Source organism: Actinopolymorpha sp. B17G11, from assembly GCF_040196095.1.
GTDB lineage: Bacteria > Actinomycetota > Actinomycetes > Propionibacteriales > Actinopolymorphaceae > Thermasporomyces.
In genome coordinates, this window is the sequence record NZ_JBEFTW010000001.1 from 350,264 (window position 1) to 366,605 (window position 16,342).

A 16,342-nucleotide genomic window follows, 5' to 3' on the forward strand; every position below is an offset into this window, starting at 1 on the left:
TGAGGCTAGGAAGACCGCGCGCCGACGTCAAGGCGCCTCGATGTAAGTGGCCGTCATGGCCAACGGGTGGCGTAGTTGTGGGTGGTGCGGAGGGGTTCGTACGCGGCGCGCGGCAGGTCGTCGACCACCCGGGTCGACCACCACAGCAGCCGCTCGGTGAGGTCGGCGCGGACGTCGCGAACGGCCGGATCGGCCCACCGGTTGTGCAGTTCGGCCGGGTCCTCGGCCAGGTCGTACAGCTCCCCACGGCCCGTCACGTCGTAGAGCAGCTTCCAACGCCCCTGCCGCAGCATCCGGGTCGTGCCGCTCTGCGTGACGCTGTTGAGCTCGTCGTACATCGTTCCCTCGTACGCGAAATGCAACGGTGGCCGCGCGTCCGCGTCGTACGGCAGGCCACCGAATCCGCGTTCGGCATAGACGCTCGCGAACTCCTCGGCCGGATAGTCGCCACCGGTCAGCATCGGCCACAGGCTCCGCCCCTGCACGCCAAAGGGGATGTCCCGCCCGATCGCCTCGCACAGCGTGGGAAACAGGTCGGCAAGGGATACCTGATCGGTGGCGTTGTCGCGCGTGACGATGCCCGGACCGGCCACGACGAACGGGATCCGCATCAGCACATCCGGCATGCCGGCGCCCTTGCGCTGCAGGCCGTAGTCACCCACGTAGTCGCCGTGGTCGGCGACGAACACGACCAGGGTGTTGTGGGCGAGCCCTTCGTCGTCGAGGAAGTCCACCAGGCGGCGGATCTGGTCGTCGATGAGCCGCAACATGCCGCAGTAGGTCGCGCGATAACGGCGCCAGAGTCGGTCGTAGCCGGGCCGCTTCTCCTCCAGGAGTTCCCGCAGCCAGCGGTACGTACCGCCCTTCGCCTCGGCCGCCTCGGGGCCGCACGCACGATCCGGCACGTCGGCCTCGTCGAACAGCGAGAAGTACGGTTCGGGCGCCTGATAGGGGTTGTGGGGTTCGGGAAACGACACCCAACTGAAGAACGGACGATCCGGGTCGCGCTTCTTCAGGCCCGCGATGGCATCGGAGACGATGCGGTACGGATACTGGCACTCGAGCGGAAACGGCGTGGGTTCCAGGCTCGGCCCGTGGTCGATCGACCGCAGCCATGTCGAGAAGTCCCGCTGCGCGTCGGTCTCGTCCGGCCCACGTTCGTGCCAGTACGGGCCCGCGAAGGAGTCGAAGTCCTCCTTCGCGCGGTACATATGCGTCTTGCCGGCGAAGTGCAGCGAGTAGTCCGCATCGTCGAGCACGTCGAGCAGATCGGCGCCACGGACCACCTCGCGCACCGCGGAGTTCTGGCGTACCCGGTGGGCGGACGGAAAGCGCCCGGTGAGCAGGCTGGTCCGCGCCGGTACGCACGCCGGAGCGGTGGTGTAGGCGTTGCGGAGGCGTGTGCCGGAGGCGGCGAGGGCATCGAGGAAGGGCATGGTGTCGAGAGCGAAACCCGCACCTCGCGTGAAGTCTGCGCGGTGCTGGTCGGTCATCACCAGCAGGACGTTCGGCGTTGCGGCCGTCCTCATGTGCGACTCCTCGTCGTCCGAACGCTCGTCATCGGCGCTGCCGGTCCCCGGCCTCCCGGTCTCGGGCGTCTCGATCTCCGGACCCTCACCAGTACGCCTCGCGCGGTTGGCTTCGATCCTCGGTCGCCACGAGCACGTCGAGCAGTTTCTCCTGCAGGGCAAGGCGTACGGGCGCGCGTTCCGGGTCGTCCCACAGGTTGGTGAGTTCGTGCGGATCGGCGACGAGATCGTAGAGTTCACCCGTGCGGGCACGGGCGGTGGCGGGCTCGCCATGGTGGACGACGAGCTTCCAGCGGTCGTGCCGCAGCATCGTCGTGTGGACGGCCGGATCGTACGGATGACCGCTGTCGCGGTACTCACTCAGCGCCCAGTCGCGTTGCCACGCGTCCTCCTCGCCGCGCGCCAGATCCAGCAGGCTCGCGCCCTGCCCTCGTGGAAGGGGCGGGAGTCCGGCCGCGTCGAGCACCGTCGCGCCGAGGTCGATCCACTGCACCAGCTCGCTCCTACGTACGCCTGCTGGGAGCACGCCGGTCCAGCGCATCAGCAGCGGGACCCGGACCGCACAGTCGTACATCATCGGCCCTTTGAGCATCAGCTGGTGGTCGCCGAGCATCTCGCCATGGTCACTGGTGAAGATGACGAGCGTGTTCTCCGCGAGTCCCTCTTCGTCAAGCGTGGCGAGGATCCGGCCCACCTCGGCGTCGACGAGGCTCACCATCGCGTAGTAGGCGGCCTTGGTCTCCTGGAGTTCGTCCTCGGTGTACTCGACATAGCCCTTCGCGTGGCCGCCGTAGGACTTCGCCGACGCCTCGGTGAAGATCGGCGGCTTGCCGGCGAGTTCGTCGGGTGTGGTGACCGGGCGCGACAACGCCTGCGGGTCGTAGCGGTCGGTGTACTCCTTCGGCGCGCCGAAGCCGTGGTGCGGATCGAAGAAGTTCGCGACGAAGCAGAACGGCCTGTCCCGCAGGCGATCCGAGCGCAGGAAGGAGATCGTCTCGTCGCCGATCCAGTGGCTGTAGTGCGCCTCGGTGGGCATCGTGTCGAACGTGACCGGCGACCCGGGATCGACGGCCGCGTCATACAGATCGGGACGGAACGCCCGCAGCCAGCGGTGGTAGGCGTTCTCCGACGAACCGGGGTAGGGATCGTGCGCCCAGCGGAACACCCGGAAGCCGTCGTCCCGCCGCGGCTCCGTCCGCCCGCCCGCACACGCCGCGAGGTGGAACTTCCCGACGAGCCCGCAGTCGTAGCCGGCGTCGGCGAGGTCGTTGGTGAACATCCGTTCGTGCTCCGGGGGCGCCACACCGTTGGCCCACAGGCCGTGCGCGTGCACATAGCGTCCCGTCATCAGGCTGGCGCGCGACGGCCCGCACACCGGGTTCTGTACGTAGCAGTTCTCGAACAGCACCCCCGCAGCGGCCAGCCGGTCGAGGTTCGGCGTGTCGATCTGGTCGTTCCCGTACGCCCGAAGCGCGTCGAAGCGTTGCTGGTCGGTGCACAGGAGAAGGATGTTCGGTGGCTGCGGCGTCATAGCGCCCTCACTGCTCGGCGAAGTAGTAGGTCTGCGGATTCTCCGGCATCAGGTTGGCGTGCAGCCAGCCGGTGACCGCCACCTTCGCGGTGTTTCGCAGGTCGTTCGCGACGATGCCGTACTCGCGTTTCCGCAGCGCGATCCCCATGCAGTAGAACTGCTCGACGGCGATGTCCATGATCTGCGTCATCAGGTCATGCTGACGCTGCTGGTCGCCGGTGCTCAGCATCTCCCGGTACATCGCGATCTGCCGCCTGGTCTCGGGAGGCGGCTCCTCCGCGCGCTTGTCGTCGGGGTCGAAGTACCAGTAGTACCACGACATCGCGTAGCGGGTGTTGAAGTTGTACGGCATGTAGTAGAAGGGATCCATCGTGGCGCCAAGTCCGCCGCCGCCGATCCAGACACAGGCGTCATGGGCGTTGGCTTCCATGCGTTCGAAGAAGAGGGACTGGTCCTCGCTCTTGACTCTCATGTCGATGCCGACCTTGCGCCAGTGTGCGCGCACGAGTTCAAGGGCGTCGATCAGGTCGGGGAAGCTGGTCGTGACCTCGACCTGGAAGAACAGTTTCTCGCCGTCCGGGCGGAGCCGGATGCCGCCCGTGTCCTTGTCGGGCAGCACCTTGTCGAGGAAGTCGTTCGCGACATCGAGGTCGTACTCGGTGTACTGCTTGGCGAGTTTCTCGTTGTAGTACGGCGACTCCGGTCGCGGCGCCGCCTGCCACGGCTCACCCTGGCGCTGGAACACCGCGTTGATGATCTCCTGGCGGTTGATCGCGTGAGAGAGCCCGATCCGGAAGTCCCTGTTGGCGAAGATCTCCCGCAACGCCGGATCCTTGTGGGTGAGGTTCACCATGAGGATCATCTGGTTCATCTGTTGCGGAATCGTCTCGAAGAAGTCGTAGCCCGCCTTGTCCCGGCTGCGGGCGAACACCGGCTTGTTGCGGATCTGGTTGATGCCGACGTCGACGAGATGGAAGTCACCGTTGGTCGCCTTGAGGACGGCGGTCTCCGGGTCCTGCACCAGGTCGAACGCGACGCTGTCGAGATAGGGCAGCTGGCGTCCGTCCTGGTCGACCTTCCAGTAGTACGGATTCCGCTCCGCGACCGGACGCCCCGAGTCGCTGATCGCGGAGGTGAGCCGCCAGGCGTCGATGACTGGCCGCTCGGGATTCTCCGCCCGGTTGGCCTTGGACAGGAAGAGGTCGATCCAGGTGTCGCTGTCAGATCCCTTCACCACGTCGTCGATGTCGGCCACATGGTCGGGGTGGAACTGCTTCATGTAGTGGGCCGGGAAGTCGGTGATGACCGTCCCACGCTGGGTCGCGAGGTTGACCATGAACAGCCCGTTGGGCTGGGGGAAGCGGAACACCACGGTGTGGTCGTCGACCTTCTCGACGGTGAACGGTTCGCCGTCGATGACCAGCCAGTCGATCGGGATGGGCGTCAGCTCGCGGTTCGACGCGACAGCTTCGTACCAGAAGAGGATGTCGTCGGCGCCGAACGGCCTGCCGTCGGACCATCGCATGCCCCTGCGGAGCGTGAAGGTGTACTCCGCACCGTCGGCGCTGGCCTCGACCTTCTCCGCCACGTTGGGGATCACCTGGTCCGCGGTGAGGTCGGTGTCGACGCCGGGCTTCCAGCGCACGAGGTTCTCATAGCCGAGCGTCGTGTTGACATCGACGGTCTCAGCCAGGCCGAGCAGGTTGAGCTGTCCGCCGTACCTGCCCGTCTCCTCGAGCGGTGTGATGACCATCGGGGTGGCCGGCAGGCGCTCCTTGACCGCGGGAAGGCGGCCCTGCTTGACCTGCGCGGCGAGCTCAGGTGCTTCCTTGCCCTTGCCCCGGGCGGTGCCCCGGGGCGACCTGCCGCCCGGATCGGTGCTCAACAGGTCGCACCCGGGCAACGAAGACGCCGCCAGACCCATCCCGGCGGTTGCCAGGAGACGTCGCCTGGTTACCCCCGGGCGGTGACCGGGCTGGACATCTGGTGGATTCGTCATGGCGACCTCCTCGATGTCGCACCAGTTTTACACCGGTGTAAACACCGGTGTAAAGACGTCGTCTGCCAAGATTGGACACGACCGGCCGATGGACGTGGACCCGACCGGGCAGATGGGCGTGGACCCGACCGGTGGACGGAACAGAGAGGCGGTGGGACGGATGGACGTGAACCGGGCGGCGGGCAGGCCTCGGCTCGCCGACGTCGCCGCGCGAGCCGGGGTGTCGAAGAAGACGGTCTCCAACGTCATCAACGAGTTCCCGTTCGTGGCCGAACACACCCGGTCGCGGGTCCTCGAGGCGATCAGTGAGCTCGGCTACCGTCCCAACCTGTCTGCCCGCAACCTCGCCCAGGGCCGGACGGGCATCATCGCGCTGGTGATCTCGCAGCTCGACATGCCGTACTTCAGCGAGCTCGCCCGGCACGTCGTCGACGTGGCACAGCGCCGGTCGTGGGTGGTGCTGATCGAGCAGACCATGAGCGACCGGACGGACGAGCAGCGGATCCTCGACGGCGACCTGTCCCGGCGTATCGACGGACTGCTCTTCAGCCCGAGCCGGACCAGCGCGGCTGCGCTACGCCGGCGGACCGATGCGACTCCGATGGTGCTGCTGGGTGAGGTCATCTACGACGGGATGTTCGACCACGTGTCGATCGACAACGTGGCGGCGGCGCGAACGGCGACCACGCACCTGCTCGATCTCGGTCGCCGGCGCGTGGCCGCGATCGGTGCCAAGGGCAGCGGGGCACGCGGCGCATCCAGGCAGCGGCTGGAGGGTTACCAGCAGGCGTTGACCGAGGCAGGGTTGCCGGTCGAGCCGGACCTCATCCGACAGACGACGCGTTACGTCGGCGAGGCGGGAGCGGCCGCCATGGAGGAGTTGCTCGACCTCGGTGATCCGCCCGACGCGGTCTTCTGTTTCACCGACCTCCTGGCGCTGGGCGCGTTGCGGACCATCCACCGGCGCGGGCTCCGCGTACCCCACGACATCGCAATCGTGGGACACGACGACATTCCGTACGGACGGATCTCCACCCCCTCGCTGACCACGATCTCGCCGGACAAGCGCGCCATCGCGGAGATCGCCGTCGATCTGCTGGAACAGCGGGTGAGCAACCGCACGCCGCCGCCACCTCGCGAGGTCCACGTGGAGTTCGCACTGAAGGTGCGGGAGAGCACGGCCGGGCCTGCTGGTTGAGGGTGACCGCCGCGACGCATCAGGTGAGGAGCTCCTCGAGGGCGTCGGCCAACGCGTGGACGCCGGCGAGGCAGTCGGCCGGGTCGGCGTACTCCGTGGGAGAGTGCGACACACCCGTCGGATTGCGTACGAAGAGCATCGCGGCGGGAACGCCCGCTGTGGCGAGGATGCCGGCGTCGTGGCCGGCCTGGGTCGGCAGCATGGGCAGGTCGCCGAGCCGTCGGACGAGCCGCGCACGCAGTCTCTCGTCGAAGGCCACAGCCGGCGTGACGGACTCGGCAACCACGGCGAGCGTGGTGCCGTCCCGCGCTGCCCGGTCGTGAGCCTGTCGCATGATGTCGTCGACGAGTGACTGGAGAGCGGTCTCGTCGGCGGCGCGGGCGTCGAGCCAGGCGGTGACTGTCCCGGCGATGGCGTTGACGCCGTTCGGCGCGACCTCGACCCTGCCGAAGGTCGCCCTCGCGCCGGAACCTTCACCGGTCCCAGTTTCGGCGAGCCGGGCGCGCTTGTTGGCGGCGAGGGCGGTCATGGCGTAGGTCAGCATCGGGTCGCGCCGGTCCGCCATCCGGGTCGTACCAGCATGGTTGGCCTCGCCGGTGAAGGTGAACCGCCATCGACCGTGTGGCCAGATCCCGGTGGCGAGGCCGACTGGGGCGTCGAGGTCGGCCAGGGCGCGACCCTGTTCGATGTGCAGCTCGACGAACGCCACCGGATCGCACAGCAGGTCGAGTGACGGTCCGAACCGGGGTTCGAGGCCCATGGCCGCGACCGCCTCGGGGAGCTGGGTGCCGTCGGCGTCGCGCAGCAGGTTCGCCTGGTCGGCTGCGAGTGCTCCGGTCATGAGCCGGGAACCCAGGCAGGACAGGCCGAAACGCGCACCCTCCTCCTCGATGAAGACGGCGATGCCGAGCGGCCGCGAAGGCCGGACACCGCGCTCGCACAGCACATCCACCGCGGCGAGCGCGGAAACCACACCGAGGGGTCCGTCGTACGCACCGCCATCGGGTACGGAGTCGAGGTGGCTGCCGGTGATCACGCCGCCTTCCAGCCGCAGCGGGCCTGGGCGCCACCAGGCGACGGCGTTGCCGTTGCCGTCGGCCTCGAGTGTCAAGCCACGCCTCCCGGCCTCGTCGGTGAACCAGGATTCGCAGGCGCGGAGGGCGGGAGTCCAGGCGTACCGGCGATATCCGCCCGTGCGGGGGTCGCGGCCGAGCGCGGCCAGGTCTTTCCACATCGCCTCGAACGACGTCGACCTCACAGCGCGTCATCCTCGGTCCGCCCGTGGTCGCGGGTCGGGATCGGCAGTCCTCGCGCCTCGGCGACCCGTTCGGCTTCGGGGTATCCGGCGTCGACGTGGCGGAGCACCCCGGTCGCCGGATCGTTGGTGAGGACCCGCTCGATCTTCTTTCCCGCGAGCGCGGTTCCGTCGGCGACGCACACCTGGCCGGCGTGGATCGACCGCCCGATGCCGACCCCGCCGCCGTGGTGGATCGACACCCAGGACGCACCGGACGCGACGTTCGTCATCGCGTTGAGCAGCGGCCAGTCCGCGATCGCGTCGGAGCCGTCGAGCATGCCTTCAGTTTCGCGGTACGGCGAGGCGACGGAACCGCAGTCCAGATGGTCGCGGCCGATGACGATCGGCGCCTTGAGCTCGCCCGAGGCCACCATCTCGTTGAACCGCACGCCCGCCTGGTCGCGCTGGCCGTACCCCAGCCAGCAGATCCGCGCCGGCAGGCCCTGGAACTTCACTCGTAGCCTCGCGTGTGTCAGCCAGCGGTCCAGTGCGGCGTCGTGCGGGAACATCTCGAGCACCGCGGCATCGGTCCTGGCGATGTCGGCCGGGTCGCCGGAGAGCGCCACCCAGCGGAACGGGCCCTTGCCCTCGCAGAAGAGCGGCCGGATGTAGGCAGGAACGAAGCCCGGGAACTCGAACGCCCGCGTACTCCCGCCCTTGCGGGCTTCGTCCCGGATCGAGTTGCCGTACTCGAACACCTCCGCGCCCCCGTCGAGGAAGCCGACCATCGCATCGACATGGCGGGCCATGGACTCTCGGGCGCGCTCGACCAGGCCGGCGGGATCCTTCTGGCGTACGTCTGCCCAGTCCTCGAAGGCGACACCCAGCGGGAGGTACGCCAGCGGGTCATGCGCGGATGTCTGGTCGGTCACGACGTCGACCGGCGCACCCATCTCGAGCATCGCCGGCACCATCTCGGCGGCGTTGCCGAGGACTCCGATGGAGAGCGGCTTGCGGATCCGGGTCGCCTCCTCGGCCAGCTCCAGCGCATGGTCGAGCGAGTCGGCCTGGACGTCGAGGTAGCGGTGGTCCAGGCGGCGCTGGATTCGCGACGGGTCGCACTCGACGCAGATGACGGCTCCACCGTTCAAGGTGACGGCAAGCGGCTGCGCTCCGCCCATGCCGCCAAGCCCGGCGGTGAGGGTCAGCGTGCCCGCGAGGGGCCCGGCCAGCGCGTCGACGCCGTGTCCGACCCCCTTCTCGGCCAGCCTGGCACCCACCGCCGAGAACGTTTCGTACGTGCCCTGCAGGATGCCCTGGGTGCCGATGTAGATCCACGAACCAGCGGTCATCTGGCCGTACATCGTGAGGCCCGCGGCCTCCAGCCGGCGAAACTCCTCCCAGTTCGCCCAGTCGGGCACCAGGTTCGAGTTCGCGAGCAGGACCCGCGGGGCCCATTCGTGCGTACGGAGGATGCCGACCGGCTTGCCCGACTGCACCAGCAGGGTCTCGTCGTCGGTGAGCCACTCCAGGGCGCGGACCATGGCGTCGAAGCTGGCCCAGTCGCGGGCCGCCTTGCCGGTGCCGCCGTAGACGACCAGTTCGTCGGGATGCTCGGCGACCTCGGGGTCGAGGTTGTTCTGCAGCATCCGCAGGGCGGCTTCCTGCGGCCAGCCGCGGGCGTGCAGGGTCGCGCCGCGTGGCGCGGTCACCGTCCTCGGCACGCTCGTCGACGTCTCGTGCATGCGTCCCACCGCCCTCGTATGTCCGTCTCAGGGTTATCGCCCCACCGGTCTTCCGTTCTTTCGGTCTACCCGCTCACGGGGTCGGACACCTTTGGGCCGAGCTTCTGTTTTGGCGCAGGGGCCGCCCTCATCCAGGGGCGACCGAGTCCGCGGCGGCGAGAACGGCTCCGGAACGGACGAAATCCACCGCGACCTCGATCTCGACCGACAGCTGGCGGTCAGGACCGGGGCCGGGCACCCGCTCGCGCAGTGCTCGGCGTACGGCATCGGTCGCGGCCGCGGGGCGCAGTGGCGCCCGGAGATCGAGTCCACGGGCCGCGGTGAGCAGCTCGATCGCCACCACCCGGGTCAACCCGTCGAGCGCCCGCCGCAGCTTCCGTGCCGCCGACCAGCCCATCGACACGTGGTCCTCCTGCATCGCCGAGCTCGGGATCGAGTCGACGCTCGCCGGTACCGCCAACCGCTTCAGCTCGCTCACGATCCCCGCCGCCGAGTACTGCGCCAGCATGTGCCCCGAGTCGACCCCCGGATCGTCCGCGAGGAACGCCGGCAGCCCATGGTTGCGGGCGACGTCGAGGAACCGGTCGGTCCGTCGTTCGGACATGCTCGCCACGTCGGCCACCGCGATGGCGAGGAAGTCGAGGACGTACGCAAGCGGCGCGCCATGGAAGTTGCCGTTGGACTGCACGCGCCCGCCTCGACCATCCCCGTCGGTCAGGACGACGGGGTTGTCGATGGCCGCGGCGAGTTCGTAGCCCGCCACCGCCCGGGCGTGAGCGAGCGTGTCGCGGGCGGCGCCGTTGACCTGGGGCGCGCAGCGCAGCGAGTACGCGTCCTGCACTCGGGTGTCGGCGGGTCCGGCATGGCTCGCCACGATCGCCGACCCGGCGAGGAGGTCCCGCATGTGGCGCGCGGCCGCCGCCTGGCCGGGGTGCGGACGGAGTTCCTGCAGGTCGGCGGCGAGCACCCGGTCGGTCCCGAGAAGCGCCTCCACACTCATGGCCGCCGCGACATCGACGCTTGCGAGGAGCCGCTCCAGGTCGTGGCAGGCCAGCAGCAGCATGCCGAGCATGCCGTCGGTGCCGTTGATGAGGGCGAGACCCTCCTTCTCGGCCAGGACGACCGGCTCGATGCCGGCAGCGGCGAGTGCCTCGGCGGCCGGTTGCTGGGTACCGTCGTTCGTCCGCACGTCTCCCTCGCCGGTGAGCGCGAGCGCGACGTGGGCGAGCGGGGCGAGGTCGCCGGAGCACCCGAGGCTGCCGTACTCCGGGACCACCGGCGTGATCCCCGCGTTCAGCACGGCCGCCAGGGTGTTGGCGGTCGCCGGGCGGACGCCGGTGTGGCCCGTGGCCAGCGTCCGCAGGCGGAGCAGCATCATCGCCCGCACGACCTCGCGTTCGACCTCCGCGCCGGTGCCCGCCGCGTGCGAACGGATCAGGCTGCGCTGCAGGTGCGCCCGCCGGTCAGGCGGGATGTGGCGGGTCGCGAGCGCACCGAAACCCGTCGAGATGCCGTACGCAGGGCGGTCGGAGGTGGCCAGGTCGTCGACCACGGCCCGCCCGGCCGCGATCGCCGTCCACGCCTCGCGGGTCAACTCCACGCGGGCGTCGGAACGGGCGACCGCCACCACCTCGGCCTCGGTGAGCGGCGATGGGCTGACGGGAACGACGGTCACCGGGGCGGCGGTCATGGTGCTCAGTATTCCCGTGGTCGCGGACCTGTCGCGTCGCACTCGCTCGTTAACCTGGCTCGTATGGTGTCCGAGCCGGCGGCGACGTCGACCCTGCTGGACGGGATCGGGCTGCTCGTCACCATGGATCCGGCCATGGGCGACGGGACGGCACTCGGAGCGCTGCCCGATGCGGCGCTCGTCATGGCAGGTGGGCGGGTGGTCTGGGTCGGCCCATCGGCCTCCGCGCCGGTGAGCGACGTACGGATCGACCTCGACGGCCGGTGCGTCATTCCCGGCTTCGTCGACAGCCACGCCCACCTGATGTTCGCCGGCGACCGGGTGGGGGAGTTCGCGGCGCGGATGGCCGGTCGCCCTTATACGGCAGGCGGAATCCAGTCGACGGTCGCGGCGACGCGAGCCGCGAGCGACGATGACCTTGCCAGCAACGCGTCCCGGTTGATCATGGAGATGCGTACGCAGGGCACGACGACGGTCGAGGTGAAGTCCGGCTACGGGCTGACCGTCGAGGACGAGGCCCGTGCCCTGCGGTTGGCGCGCCGCTTGACGGCGGAGACGACGTTCCTGGGCGCGCATGTGGTGCCGCCGGAGTTCGCCGGCCGGCCGGATGCGTACGTCGATCTCGTCACCGGCGCCATGCTGGAGGCGTGCGCGCCACACGCCCGGTGGATCGACGTGTTCTGCGAGCGAGGCGCATTCGATGTCGACCAGGCCCGCGAGGTTCTGCGGGCGGGCATGGCGCGCGGTCTGATGCCGAGGCTGCACGCCAACCAGTTGGGTCCCGGCGGCGGAGTCGCGTTGGGCTGCGAGGTCGGTGCCGCCTCGGTCGACCACTGCACCCACCTGTCCGACGCGGACGTCGCGGCTCTCGCCGACTCGGGCACCGTGGCGACTCTCCTTCCAGGCGTGGAGTTCTCCACCCGTACGCCGTATCCGGACGCGCGCCGACTCCTCGACGCGGGTGTGGTCCTCGCCCTGGCGACCGACTGCAATCCGGGTTCGTCGTACACCTCGAGCATGGCGTTCTGTCTCGCCCTCGCCGTACGCGAGATGCGGATGACCCCGGCCGAGGCGTTGTGGGCGGCGACCGCGGGTGGGGCGAGGGCACTGCGGCGTACGGATGTCGGTGCGCTCACGCCCGGCCGGCCGGCGGATCTGGTGGTGCTCGAGGCGCCGACCTACGACTACCTCGCCTACCGTCCAGGCGTCCCACTGGTGTCGTCGGTGTGGGTGAGAGGTGAGCGGGTGGCGCCACCCAGGTGAGCCGGCCGCTGTCCCACCGTTCGGGCCGGCGGGCGACGATATGTCCACAAAGTGCCTGCCGTGAGTCACCATGTGGATGTGCTGAAGATCCACTTCACGGCTGCCGACGTCGCTCGCACCCGGGTCGCGTCAGCGCCGGATCCCCTGTGGGAACTGGTCCTCAGCCTGCACGTGCTGCAGAGCCGCAGATCCCCGGCTCGGCACCAGAGGTGGCGGGCCCAGGTCGCCCGGCAGGTGGGTGAGCGCGGGATCGCCGCCGAGGTGAGAAGGTTGCTGTTCCCGCTCGCCCCTGTGGCGACGTACTTCCCGGACTTTCTCACCCCCGGTGAGGCCGCGGAAGGTGTGGACGCCGGAATCGATGCGGTGGTGAGCACGCCGTCAGCCACGATGGCGGAGCAGTTCGCCATCATGGCGTCCCGGACCGCCGTGCCTGGCTGGGCGAAGAAACTCGCTGCCGGAGACCGCGCCATGCGCCACTCGCTGGGGCGTGCGCTGCGGTCCTACTACGACGTCGCGCTCGCGCCGTCGATGGAACCGCTCTCGGTCTGCATCGACGCCGACCGTGCGGTGCGCACGCAGAGCCTGGCCGACGGCGGCGTCAACGGGTTGCTGGCCAGCCTCTGGCCCCTTGCCCGCTGGCAGGAACCCACGCTTCTGGCGGCCTATCCCCGCGAGCTCACCGTACGGCTCGACGGCCGCGGCCTGGTCCTGATCCCGTCGTACTTCTGCGACCGCTTCCCGGTTGCGCTGGTCGACTCGGACATGCAGCCGGTCCTCGTCTACCCGGCCGCGGCGTACGGGACGGCCCTGGCGCCCGCGGTCGTGCCCACGCAGGCCGGGGCACTCACTCGGCCGGCGGGGTGGAGCCAAGAGGCACTGGAGAACCTGCTCGGCGCGACCCGCGCGGCGGTGCTGCTCGCCATCGGGGACGGACGCCCCACGAAGCGCCTTGCCTCGCACGTGGGCGTGTCACCGGCAACTATCAGCCACCACACTGCCGTACTCCGCGAAGCCGGCCTCATCGCCAGCCGCCGGGTCGTCAACACCGTCGTTCACACCCTCACCCCGTTGGGCGCACACCTGCTCGGACGTCGCGGTCCCTGAGAGCGCTGATTTCAGGGCCGTCCTCGCCGCGCGGGCGCCGGGATGGCTTGAACTGCCTCACCCACCTGTCGAGCATTGCTGCCTGTCACGGGTGATCCGGCCCCGGCAGCCGACGCCGGGGGTTCCCACGGGGGTGAAGTGCGTGTCCAGTCCGACGCCTGGTGCCAGCCGCGTGCCGAAGGTCAGGTCAACTGGCGCGCCGTCGGCCGAGGGCTGCCTCGGTTTGGTCGTGTTCGTCGTACTGGCCGCGGCCGCCTTCTACTGGTTCGAGATCCGCGACCCGTGGGCCAACCAGGGAGTGGCAGTGTCGAAACCCGCCACCGGTACGGCGGAACCGTCTCCGGCTGTTCCGGAGCCCGAGAACGGCGGCATGGCCGAGATTGCGTACGACCTGCAGCGGAAGGTGATCGAGGGAGCCGGCGTCACCCGGCAGACAAGCGTCGAGTGCGAGCTCGCCGAGGTACCGGACAGCGCACAGGACTTTGGCTGCACCGTCACCTATGACGGGATCGACGTTCCGTACACGGTCTCCATCACCGACGTCACCACGGGCCTCGGCATGGCAGTTTTCCAGTGGGACGCGAAGAGCGAGAAAGCGATCCTGACCCGGGAGGGGGCATTCGCCGGTTTCTGGCGCGACGCGAGTCCGACCGGCGCCACCGACCTGCGCTGCGACGACGGCATCCCGGAGAAGAAGCTGGTGCCGATGGGACGTACCGGCTTCTACTGCTACTCGACGACGGACCGGGGCGACCACCACCGGGTGGAAGTGGCGCAGGGCGAGCACGGACTCTTCTTCGAGTACGCCGACGACTGAGGAGTGCGAGGTTGAACGGCCGCCACACCTGCCGTTCAAGGTCGTCCAACGTGCTCCATCGGCCAAACGACCTGAGAAAGGCGAAGGCGAGCGCAGGCTCAGGTCATTCCGGGTAGGTCGGGAGGTCGCGGATACGGCGCAACGGCGAAGCGGTGACGAACGCCGCCACCGCGACAAGTGCGACCATGACCACCCATAAGCCGTGTCGTACGCCGAGCCAGCCGCCGAGGGCACCGCCAGCAAGACCGCCGAGCACGTGACCCGCGTTCTGGAGCACACGTGCGACCGATGCCACCCGGCCGAGGAGGTCGCTGGGAGTGATGGTCAACAGGAAGCTGAAAGCGATGATGTTGGTAGCGGCGATTCCGGCCGCGAGGACACCGGCGCCAATGACGTAGCTCGCGAGGCCGAGCCCGGGTCGGGTCAGCGGGATGAGCAGACCGAACGGAAACGTGATCCCGATCGCCAGCCAGATCGCGCGCCCGGTGCCGAGGAGCGTGGAGAGGCGGGGAGTGAGCAGAGCGCCGACGAACCCCCCGACTCCGCTTAGCGCCAGCAAGGTACCGATGGAGATCGGCGACAACCCGACGGAACGAACGAGAAAGATCACCAGCAGGGCCTGCTGGGCCGTGACCACCACCGCAGCGAGTGTGAAGAACACCACGAAGACGCCGGCGATCGGACGTGCCACAAGGAAGCGGAATCCTTGACCAAGCTGGGCGAGCGCCGCGCGGTCCGGTGGGAGAGGTTCGGGCTCAGTGACCCGGATCCGGGCGAGCCCGAGCGCGGAAAGGACGAAGCTGGCGGCATCGGCGATGAGCGCCAACGGCGCGGTCATCGCCTGGACGAGGAGGCCGCCCAGCCCAGGACCGCCGATACCGACAACGGTGCGCGTCGCCTCGAGCGTGCTGTTGCCTTCTACCAGTCGGTCGCGGCCGATCAAAGCCGGAAGGTAGGCGGCCCAGCCCAGTCCGAACAGCATCGACAGCGCACCGGTCGTCGCCGCGACGGCATACAACAACCACAACTGGAGCAGCCCAGCCCACGCGGCCAGCGGTACCAGCGACACGAGGAGCGCCTGTCCCAGATCGGCGACCACCATCGTCGGTCGCCGGCGCACACGGTCAACCCACACGCCTGCCGGTAGGCAGAGGAGAAGTTGCGGCAGCCAGGTCATCGCTGCCAACACCCCGACCTCGAACGGCGAGGCGGCCAGGGTGTCGATCGCGACCAGTGGGAGCGCCACTCTTGTCACAGCCGTGCCGGTCAGGCTCACGGCATGGGCGCACCAGGCGAGCCGAAAGTCATGGTGGCGAAGAAGGGAGCCGTGACGTCGGCCCTCGCCCTGTGACATGGAGGCAAGGGTTGACGACCGGCGGACACACTGTCCATCGGATCCGCTGACAGCAGAGGACCGCTGGGCGTAAGGCGGTTATCCGTCGAAGGCAGCGGACTAGGCGCGGAGGGCCGCCTCCAGGCGTGGGAGGGAGATGTCGTAGCGGTAGGACACGTCCATGTGGGCCGTCGTCGAAGTACTCCACTTCGGCCGGGATTCCCAGCTCGGCAAGCTTTCCCGCCATTACCCGCGTACCGATCTGGAAGTTCAGCTCGTCCCACAACCCGACGTCGAGGTAGAGGTGGCGAAGCCCGCGCCACGCCCGCTGGTACTCGGGCCGGTCGATGAGCCGGACCGGATCCCACGCCAGCCAGCGCTTCCAGACGTCCTGGCGTAGCGCACCGGTCTCCAGGTCGATCGGCAGGTCGAAACCACGGTGGGCTTCGGGGTTCGGCGCGAAGGCCGCGCCATAGCAGAGCATGCCGAGTACGGAGAAGAACGGATCATGTGTCTTCGGGTTGATCGCCGGAATCTTCTCGATGTAGCCGTCGAGGCCGCCGAAACGTTGCAGGTTCGCGTGCAGCTTGGCGAGATCGGGGAGATAGCCGAGCTCGAAGTAGATGTCGCCGCTGTGCGAGGCCGCCGCGCCGAAGAGTTCGGGATGGCGCATCGACTGGACCATCGCGCCGTAGCCGCCACTGCTCTTGCCGGTGATACCGCGATGTGCGGCGTCGGCGAGCGTTCGGTAGTGGCTGTCGACGTAGGAGATGATCTCGTCACAGAGGTAGGTCTCGTAGTCGCCAAGAGCCGAGGAGTTCACATACTGCGAGCCGCCGAAGGGAGATTCGAGGCGAGCACGCGGCTGTCAAGGACGGGTTGCTCCACCCGACCGG

The 16,342-nt window shown here is 69.0% G+C and carries 12 protein-coding genes; 4 read left to right on the forward strand and 8 right to left on the reverse strand.

What is annotated here, in order from left to right:
- Positions 1–53: 53 nt before the first annotated feature.
- The 3 genes from ABN028_RS01550 to ABN028_RS01560 form a co-directional block, all read right to left on the reverse strand.
- Positions 54–1,529, reverse strand: a complete 1,476-nt coding sequence (locus tag ABN028_RS01550; protein WP_349695327.1) for a sulfatase-like hydrolase/transferase — start codon at positions 1,527–1,529, stop codon at positions 54–56.
- Between the two features lie 85 nt (positions 1,530–1,614).
- Positions 1,615–3,060 carry a sulfatase-like hydrolase/transferase gene (locus ABN028_RS01555; RefSeq protein WP_349695328.1) on the reverse strand — a complete coding sequence of 482 codons (1,446 nt, stop codon included), beginning with the start codon at positions 3,058–3,060 and terminating at the stop codon, positions 1,615–1,617.
- Between the two features lie 7 nt (positions 3,061–3,067).
- On the reverse strand, positions 3,068–5,059 hold the full coding sequence (locus tag ABN028_RS01560) for an ABC transporter substrate-binding protein (protein WP_349328944.1): 1,992 nt from the start codon (positions 5,057–5,059) through the stop codon (positions 3,068–3,070).
- Positions 5,060–5,147: 88 nt separating this feature from the next.
- On the opposite strand from ABN028_RS01560, the gene ABN028_RS01565 reads away from it, so the two are divergent.
- A complete protein-coding gene (locus ABN028_RS01565) occupies positions 5,148–6,257 on the forward strand; it encodes a LacI family DNA-binding transcriptional regulator (RefSeq protein WP_349695329.1) in 1,110 nt (369 codons plus the stop codon).
- A gap of 19 nt (positions 6,258–6,276) precedes the next feature.
- Here the strand turns inward: ABN028_RS01565 and ABN028_RS01570 are convergent, their stop codons facing one another.
- From ABN028_RS01570 to hutH, 3 genes are all read right to left on the reverse strand, one after another.
- Positions 6,277–7,515, reverse strand: coding sequence for an allantoate amidohydrolase (locus tag ABN028_RS01570; RefSeq protein ID WP_349695330.1), 1,239 nt, complete (start codon positions 7,513–7,515; stop codon positions 6,277–6,279).
- Positions 7,512–9,239 carry a urocanate hydratase gene (gene hutU / locus ABN028_RS01575; RefSeq protein WP_349695331.1) on the reverse strand — a complete coding sequence of 576 codons (1,728 nt, stop codon included), beginning with the start codon at positions 9,237–9,239 and terminating at the stop codon, positions 7,512–7,514. The genes ABN028_RS01570 and hutU overlap by 4 nt, the downstream gene beginning before the upstream one ends.
- A 127-nt stretch (positions 9,240–9,366) precedes the next feature.
- Positions 9,367–10,929 carry a histidine ammonia-lyase gene (hutH, locus tag ABN028_RS01580; protein ID WP_349695332.1) on the reverse strand — a complete coding sequence of 521 codons (1,563 nt, stop codon included), beginning with the start codon at positions 10,927–10,929 and terminating at the stop codon, positions 9,367–9,369.
- 63 nt (positions 10,930–10,992) lie between these two features.
- Here hutH and hutI point away from each other — a divergent pair, with 63 nt between their 5' ends.
- The 3 genes from hutI to ABN028_RS01595 all read left to right on the forward strand — a co-directional run bounded on the left by hutI (position 10,993) and on the right by ABN028_RS01595 (position 14,113).
- A complete protein-coding gene (gene hutI, locus ABN028_RS01585) occupies positions 10,993–12,192 on the forward strand; it encodes an imidazolonepropionase (protein WP_349695333.1) in 1,200 nt (399 codons plus the stop codon).
- Between the two features lie 60 nt (positions 12,193–12,252).
- Positions 12,253–13,296 carry an ArsR/SmtB family transcription factor gene (locus ABN028_RS01590; RefSeq protein ID WP_349328938.1) on the forward strand — a complete coding sequence of 348 codons (1,044 nt, stop codon included), beginning with the start codon at positions 12,253–12,255 and terminating at the stop codon, positions 13,294–13,296.
- Positions 13,297–13,438: 142 nt separating this feature from the next.
- Positions 13,439–14,113 (forward strand): hypothetical protein, encoded by a 675-nt coding sequence (locus tag ABN028_RS01595; protein WP_349695334.1) that lies wholly within the window; start codon positions 13,439–13,441, stop codon positions 14,111–14,113.
- A 103-nt stretch (positions 14,114–14,216) separates the two neighbouring features.
- Here ABN028_RS01595 and ABN028_RS01600 read toward each other — a convergent pair whose 3' ends face one another.
- A complete protein-coding gene (locus ABN028_RS01600; RefSeq protein ID WP_349328936.1) occupies positions 14,217–15,467 on the reverse strand; it encodes an MFS transporter in 1,251 nt (416 codons plus the stop codon).
- Positions 15,418–16,269: an alpha/beta hydrolase-fold protein gene (locus tag ABN028_RS01605; RefSeq protein WP_349695335.1), complete on the reverse strand. Its 852-nt coding sequence runs from the start codon at positions 16,267–16,269 to the stop codon at positions 15,418–15,420. Before ABN028_RS01605 ends, ABN028_RS01600 begins: the two co-directional genes overlap by 50 nt.
- Positions 16,270–16,342 lie beyond the last annotated feature (73 nt).

What these genes read in the sequence shown, in the direction of transcription:
- ABN028_RS01560 (WP_349328944.1), bottom strand. Translation starts at nt 5,059, where the DNA reads ATGACGAATCCACCAGATGTCCAGCCCGGTCACCGCCCGGGGGTAACC.
- ABN028_RS01565 (WP_349695329.1), top strand. Translation starts at nt 5,148, where the DNA reads ATGGACGTGGACCCGACCGGGCAGATGGGCGTGGACCCGACCGGTGGA.
- ABN028_RS01555 (WP_349695328.1), bottom strand. Translation starts at nt 3,060, where the DNA reads ATGACGCCGCAGCCACCGAACATCCTTCTCCTGTGCACCGACCAGCAA.
- hutU (WP_349695331.1), bottom strand. Translation starts at nt 9,239, where the DNA reads ATGCACGAGACGTCGACGAGCGTGCCGAGGACGGTGACCGCGCCACGC.
- ABN028_RS01600 (WP_349328936.1), bottom strand. Translation starts at nt 15,467, where the DNA reads ATGTCACAGGGCGAGGGCCGACGTCACGGCTCCCTTCTTCGCCACCAT.
- ABN028_RS01550 (WP_349695327.1), bottom strand. Translation starts at nt 1,529, where the DNA reads ATGAGGACGGCCGCAACGCCGAACGTCCTGCTGGTGATGACCGACCAG.
- hutH (WP_349695332.1), bottom strand. Translation starts at nt 10,929, where the DNA reads ATGACCGCCGCCCCGGTGACCGTCGTTCCCGTCAGCCCATCGCCGCTC.
- hutI (WP_349695333.1), top strand. Translation starts at nt 10,993, where the DNA reads ATGGTGTCCGAGCCGGCGGCGACGTCGACCCTGCTGGACGGGATCGGG.